Raw genomic sequence first — 6,956 nt, forward strand, 5'->3', positions numbered from 1 at the left:
AGCAAAATTTAAAGCTATTTTTGAAAATTTTGAATGCATGAGGGCTTTAATGGATTTGGAAAAATTAAGATTAGCTAGAAGTCTTTATTATCAATGTCTAGGAGAGCTTTTTGTTTTTTCATTTTCTGAAGAAAGATTGTCAAAATTACAAGAGTATTTAAAGACAATGCAAGAATGTTTATTTGATGAAAATTTAAAATCAAATTTTGATATCTTGCTTAAGCATTTAGATGATGAAAATTCTATACAAGCATTTTTTAAAGAATATGATTTGCTTTTTTTAAGTCTTAAAAATAGCATTCCAACAACTTTTTCTTACATAGAAGAAGGTTTTGAAAATTCAAATCCTTTACTTTGCGTGCGTCAAATTTTAGTCAAAAGTAAAATAAGACGCAATGAAAAATTTTTTAAAGAAAGTGAAGATAGTGTTGGATTTTGTTTATTGTTGATGAGTGAATTTTTAAGGCAAAATGAAGATGATTTAGCCAAAGAGCTTTTTAAAAAAGTGATCAATAAAAGCATTGATGAGTTTTTAGGCGATGTTTTCATGAATAAAAATGCGAATTTATATAAGGAAATTGCAAGTATTGCATCGGCTTTTATGGAATTTGAAAGACTTTGCTTTGAAGTGGAAAAACCTGCAAAAATAAATTCTAAAAAAGTGCAAAACGATCTATCGCGTTCAGAATTTTTAAGAAGAGAAGCAAATAAACAAAGGAGGACTCGTGAAAAATCGCAGGGAATTTCTTAAAAAATCCGCTTTTGCCTTAGGGGCTGCTGGAGTGCTTGGTAGCACAACTTTAGCTCTAGCTAAAGATGAAGAAAGAAAAGATTTGGTTAAAGGTAAAAGTAAGAAAAAAGAAGTGCTTTTTCAAAGAAGTGCTAATTGGGAAAATTATTATATAAAGGCTGAGTAATGTCAAGTGTAGGTGAAAATATCAAGCTTACGCGTCGTTCTTTTCTTAAAATGGCAGCACTTTCAAGCCTAGCAACACCGTTGCTTGCTAGAAGTGAAACTTTAAGAGAAGCGAGTGCTGATGAGCTTAAAGAAGCTTATGAAGGTAGTAAAAAAGTAAAAACAGTTTGTACAGCCTGTTCTGTAGGCTGTGGGATTATTGCAGAAGTGCAAAATGGTGTTTGGGTGCGTCAAGAAATCGCTCAAGATCATCCTGTGAGTTCAGGTGGACATTGCTGCAAGGGATCTGATATGATCGATATGGTGCGTTCACATGTGCGTTTAAAATATCCTATGAAAAAAGAAAATGGAGAATGGAAACGCATAAGTTATGAGCAAGCTTTAAGTGAGATCGGAGAAAAACTAGCTGCTTATCGTAAAGAAAATCCTGAAAGTGTTATGTTTTTAGGTTCTGCAAAACTTAATAATGAACAAGCTTATTATATAAGAAAATTTGCAGCATTTTTTGGAACGAACAATGTAGATCATCAAGCTAGAATTTGACACAGCGCAACAGTCGCCGGTGTGGCGAATACATTTGGTTATGGCGCTATGACAAACCATCTTGGAGACATCCAAAGAAGTAAATGTATCATTATCATTGGAGCAAATCCAGCGGTAAATCACCCTGTGGGTTTTAGACATTTCTTAAAAGCAAAAGAAAAAGGTGCAAAGCTTATCGTTGTAGATCCTAGATTTACAAAAAGTGCAGCAAAAGCGGATATTTATGCAAGAATTCGTCCAGGAACTGACATTGCTTTCATGTATGGAATGCTAAAAATCATCTTTGATGAAGGTTTAGAAGATACAAAATATCTTGATGAAAGAGTTTTTGGAATTGATAAAATTCGCGAAGAAGCAGCAAAATGGACAGCCGAAGAAGTAGAAAATGTTACGGGAATTTCTAAAGAACTTTTGGTGCAAATCACTCACGAAGTAGCTAAAAACAAACCAACTACGCTTATTTGGGCTATGGGTTTAACTCAACATACTGTAGGAACTTCAAATACGCGTTTAGCACCTATTGTGCAAATGGTACTTGGAAATATAGGTAAATTTGGTGGCGGAGTTAATATCTTACGCGGACACGATAATGTTCAAGGTGCTTCGGATATGGCTTGTTTGAGTGAAAATTTACCTGGTTATTATCCTTTAAATGAAGCGACTTGGAGATACTATGCCAAAATTTGGGGTGTGGATTATGAATGGCTTTTAGGAAATTTTGTAAGTAAAGATTGGATGCATAAAACCGGACTTTCACTTGCTAGATGGTGGGCAGCGGCTTTAAATGGAAAAGATGGAAATGATGCTATCGATAACGCAGGAACGCCTTTAAAAGCTTTAGTAGTTATGGGAAATGGTATCACTTCGACTGCACAACAAGTAAAAGTTAAAGAAGGTTTGGAAGCTTTAGAGCTTTTAGTTTTGGCTGATCCTTTTGTGAATGAAGCAGGGATTATCGCAGAAAGAAAAGATGGAATTTATCTTTTACCTGCAGCAACACAGTTTGAAACAAGCGGAAGTGTAACAGCTACAAATCGTAGCGGACAATGGAGATTTAAAGTTGTAGATCCACTTTATGAAAGCATGGAAGATCAAGAAATCTTATTTGAGCTTGCTAAAAAATTAGGCTTTTATGAAGACTTTACTAAGACTTTACGCGATGAAAAAGGTGAGATTGTTTGGCCTGAAAATGCAACAAGAGAAATTGCAAAAGCAGTTAGAAGTATAGGACTTAATGGTTGGAGTCCTGAAAGGCTTAAAAAGCATACTTTATACTGGGATAAATTTGATGAGGTAACTTTAGAAGGAAAAGACGAAGTTGCTGGCGAGTATTACGGGCTTCCTTGGCCTTGTTGGAGTGATAAGCATCCAGGTTCTCCTGTGCTTTATAATACCGACATTGAAGTAGCAAAAGGTGGTATGGGCTTTAGAAACAATTTTGGACTTGAGTATGAAGGAGAGAGTTTACTTGCTAAAAATGCGCCTTTAAATTCGCCTATTGATACAGGTTATCCACAAATTACTAAAGATAATATAGAAAAAGTTTTAGGCATTACTTTAAGTGCCCAAGAAAAAGAAAAAATGGGATCAACTTGGTCTTATGATGATAGCAATATCATAGCAACTAAATGTATAGAAAAAGGCATAGTTCCTTATGGAAATGCTAAAGCTAGAGCTGTAGTTTGGACTTTTAAAGATAAAATTCCACTCCACCGTGAGCCTTTACATTCTCCAAGAAACGATTTGGTGCAAAAATATCCAAGTTTTGAAGATCAAAAAGCACTTTATCGCGTGGATACTAAATTTGTTTCTGTACAACAAGCTAAGGATTATTCTAAAGAATTCCCGCTTAATCTTGTTACTGCAAGACTTGTGAATTTAAATGGTGCAGGTATGGAAAATAGAGCGTCTATGTATCTAACGCGTTTAACACCTGAAATGTTTTGTGAGATCAATCCTGAATTAGCAAAAGAGCAAGACATTAAAGCAGGAGATATGATTTGGGTGCATTCTCCAGAAGGCACTAAAATTCATGTAAGAGTGAAGGTTAATCCAGGTGTAGCAAAAGACATGATTTTCTTGCCTTTCCATTTTACAGGAGTTATGCAAGGCGTGGATTTAACGCACAATTTCCCAGAAGGAACTAAGCCTTATGCAAGCGGAGAAAGTGCTAATACGGTAACAAATTATGGTTATGATATCATGTGTCAGATTCCAGAGACTAAAGGTGGGCTTTGTAGAATCAGTAAGGATGGAAAATGAGTAAGGTAAATTTTGCAAATTTGGAAAAAGAACGCTTGAAATTCTTTTGTGATAATGAGCGTTGTATTGATTGTAATGGTTGTGCGGTAGCTTGTGATGAAGCACATGAGCTTCCTATTCATATTCGCCGCCGCCGTGTAATTACTTTAAATGAAGGAATTCAAGGAAAAGAAGTTTCAACTTCTATTTCTTGTATGCATTGTGATGATGCTCCTTGTTCTATCGTTTGTCCTGTGGATTGTTTTTACATCCGTGCTGATGGTATTGTTTTGCACGATAAAGAAATTTGCATAGGTTGTGGATATTGTCTTTATGCTTGTCCTTTTGGTGCACCACAATTTCCAAAAGATAGTGTTTTTGGAAATAAAGGCATTATGGATAAATGTACTATGTGTGCAGGTGGCCCTGAAGCAACGAATTCAGAAAAAGAAAGAGAACTTTATGGTCAAAATCGTATCGCAGAAGGAAAAGTTCCTGTATGTGCTGCGATGTGTTCGACAAAAGCACTTTTAGTAGGTGAAAGTTCTAAAATAGAAGAGATTTATCATAATAGACTTATGAATAGAAATTATGGCATTCCAAATCCTTCAGAAAGTTTGGAGTGGAAGATTGCTTACACAGGAAAGGAACGCTTATGAGAAAAGTATTTGTAACGCTTTTGTTAAGCGTGGTAAGTTTATTTGCTTATGGTAGCGAGAGAATGGGACAAGATACTCAAATTTGGGATTTTCATCGTATTACAAATATCCCAAATTATGATACTTTTGGCAAACTTTGGACAACTTTGCAAGGTGAATATATAGCTACTATAGCTTTAATCGCTATTATTGCGGTATTGTCTGCATTTGCTTTGCATTATATGGTTATAGGACCTAAGCAATTTTCACACGATGGAAAGAAAATTTATGCTTTTACATTATTTGAAAGACTTTTTCATTTTATCGCGGCAATTTCTTGGGTGATTTTAGTGCCAACTGGTTTTGTGATGATGTTTGGGGCGACTTTTGGAGGTGGACTTTTTGTAAGAGTTTGTAAAAATTTACATGCTTTTGCAACGGTTTTATTTATCATCTCTATAATCCCTATGTTTTTATGGTGGATTAAAAGAATGCTTCCTGCAAGTTATGATATCAGATGGATGATGATAGTAGGTGGTTATTTAAGCAAAGTAAAACGTCCTGTACCTGCAGGTAAGTTTAATTTTGGTCAAAAATCTTGGTATTATATAGCTGTATTTGGTGGATTTTTGATGATAATTACAGGTGGATTTATGTATTTTCTTGATTTTAATTCCACGGCAATTCAAGGTCTTTTTGGTTTAACTCAAATTGAACTTTTAAGAATTTCAGCTATAGTGCATAATTTCTTGGGTATAGTGTGTGCAGTGTTTTTTGGCGTGCATATTTATATGGCAGTATTTGCAATCAAAGGCAGTATCCATTCTATGATTAGTGGTTATAAAGAAGAAGAAGAGGTTTATATTTTACATTCTTATTGGTATAAAGAATTAAGCAATAAAAAGCAAATTGAACCTAGTTTTTCTTATGATCCTAATGTGAAAATTTAATTTTTTATCAATCTCTCTTAGTTTAAGAGAGATTTTTAAATTTAAATATTTATAAAATTCTTATACTTAAATTCGATATTTTATATTAAGGACTTTTTTTCATTAATAAAATAAGTTTAATTAAATTAGATTTTTATTTTGGGGTGAGATTTGATCTAGGCTAAACTCTCTACCAAAGCCTAGTAAGAATTTGTGTTTAAAGATTGACTAAGTAAGGTTTTAACATATTTTATTGTTTGATTAAATTAGCTATAAGAATAAGAACAATTAAAGCAATTATAAATATTGTTCTTTAATCATTCTAATCTCCATAAACACTAGGTTTTTTAAACTTTAGCATTTTTTATCTTTTTTTATTAAGGAATATTATTAATTTTTAAGATGTTTTTAAATTTAGTCAAAGTAAAAGTGATTAAAAATATTTTAAAATAAATTTATTTCTAATTTAATTTCTTAAAAACATTTACATTTTAATCTACACTGCGTAGTAAAAAAGCGTGTTTGTTATATCTCTTTTAATCCTATGCACGGCAGAGATTGCCGTACTATATAGGTTAAAACTTTTAAATTCTTGTGTTTTAACAAGAATTTCGTTGTAAAGAATTCTCAAAAAGTTTAAGATTAAAATTTATACTTAAGTCCTACTTGACCACTTAAGTAAGTTTCATTTTTATTATCTACTTTACCTGCTAGTATTTGTTTAGCACCAAAGCCAAGATTTATACTGAGTTGATTTGTAAAATCTACATTACCCCCTACGATAATTTGTCCGTATGTTTTTTTCTTGTTGTTAGCTTCTACGCTAGTAAAGAAAGCATTATTTACAGCTAGGTTAGCTGTGTAATCATCACCACTATTGATAACAAATTGTTCTATTTTTGGAGTTACAAAAATATAAGAGTTTTCATTCATATATTTTCTAAATTCAGCACCCATTTCAACACTTACAGAATTGTTTTTCATAGAATCAATATCTTTAGCAATAGCACCATTTTCTGTATGAGATGGAGTATAACTAAAATAATAATTTATCCCTGCAAAAGGTTTAATAAATAAAGTATTATCACTAAAGTCAAACACACGACCTACATTAGCACTAAATCCTAAGAATTTGCTTGTATAATCTGAGTTATATGCACCATCTGTTTGAATATTGTCTTGTTTAGTTGGAGAAACTTGAGCATAAGCTTTAAGATTAAGTTCCCATTGTGGAGCTATATTGATAGTAGAATACATACCTAATTGGAAGTTATCGCTTTTTTGTTCTAAATTATTGTCTTTGATTTTAGCATTTGCATAAGTAAAATAAGCACCCCATAAAACATTATCATTAGCTTGTTTATCTACCCCTACGGTAGCACCATACATTGCACCACTATCTCCATCGATAATGTTAGCACCACCAAAAGCATTAGCCCAAATACTATTGGTATATTCATTTACATAGCTTGGTCTCATATCACTATCTAAAGCAGCAAATTTAAGGCCATTCATTTTAGAAGCATAAGTTCCAAAAGGATTGTTTAGCATTGCTACACGAGAACCTATAGAAACATCATTAGAAATATTCATAGTGGTATTTACTGCACTAGAAGCTGAATTGAGATTGGATACAGATTTACCTGTATTGTCTGTGTCTTTTTTGATTTGTAGGGCTAGTTTTACACC

At 33.0% G+C, this 6,956-nt stretch carries 5 protein-coding genes and 1 pseudogene; 5 read left to right on the forward strand and 1 reads right to left on the reverse strand.

The window, feature by feature from the left end; genetic code table 11:
- The first annotated feature begins 37 nt into the window (after window positions 1-37).
- Genes AJ939_RS00290 through AJ939_RS00315 form a run of 5 tightly spaced genes read left to right on the forward strand, consistent with a single transcriptional unit; the run spans window position 38 to window position 5,288 of the window.
- Window positions 38-751, forward strand: a complete 714-nt coding sequence (locus tag AJ939_RS00290; RefSeq protein WP_079860494.1) for a molecular chaperone — start codon at window positions 38-40, stop codon at window positions 749-751.
- Window positions 726-917 (forward strand): twin-arginine translocation signal domain-containing protein, encoded by a 192-nt coding sequence (locus AJ939_RS00295; protein ID WP_002851537.1) that lies wholly within the window; start codon window positions 726-728, stop codon window positions 915-917. The genes AJ939_RS00290 and AJ939_RS00295 overlap by 26 nt, the downstream gene beginning before the upstream one ends.
- Entirely contained in the window at window positions 917-3,721 is a 2,805-nt protein-coding gene (locus tag AJ939_RS00305; RefSeq protein WP_079254195.1) for a formate dehydrogenase subunit alpha, read from the forward strand. Before AJ939_RS00295 ends, AJ939_RS00305 begins: the two co-directional genes overlap by 1 nt.
- The gene (gene fdh3B / locus AJ939_RS00310) at window positions 3,718-4,359 is read left to right on the forward strand and encodes a formate dehydrogenase FDH3 subunit beta (protein ID WP_002851264.1); all 642 of its coding nucleotides are present in this window, start codon (window positions 3,718-3,720) and stop codon (window positions 4,357-4,359) included. Before AJ939_RS00305 ends, fdh3B begins: the two co-directional genes overlap by 4 nt.
- Window positions 4,356-5,288 (forward strand): formate dehydrogenase subunit gamma, encoded by a 933-nt coding sequence (locus AJ939_RS00315; RefSeq protein WP_044778902.1) that lies wholly within the window; start codon window positions 4,356-4,358, stop codon window positions 5,286-5,288. Before fdh3B ends, AJ939_RS00315 begins: the two co-directional genes overlap by 4 nt.
- Before the next feature lie 621 nt (window positions 5,289-5,909).
- Here AJ939_RS00315 and capC read toward each other — a convergent pair.
- Window positions 5,910-6,956, reverse strand: a pseudogene (capC, locus tag AJ939_RS00320) (autotransporter adhesin CapC); the annotation flags it as partial.

It is taken from the genome of Campylobacter sp. BCW_6889, assembly GCF_001762535.1.
GTDB lineage: Bacteria > Campylobacterota > Campylobacteria > Campylobacterales > Campylobacteraceae > Campylobacter_D > Campylobacter_D jejuni.

Excerpts from the sequence above, each read along its gene's own strand:
- AJ939_RS00290 (WP_079860494.1), top strand. The coding sequence starts at position 38 with ATGAGGGCTTTAATGGATTTGGAAAAATTAAGATTAGCTAGAAGTCTT.
- AJ939_RS00315 (WP_044778902.1), top strand. The coding sequence starts at position 4,356 with ATGAGAAAAGTATTTGTAACGCTTTTGTTAAGCGTGGTAAGTTTATTT.
- fdh3B (WP_002851264.1), top strand. The coding sequence starts at position 3,718 with ATGAGTAAGGTAAATTTTGCAAATTTGGAAAAAGAACGCTTGAAATTC.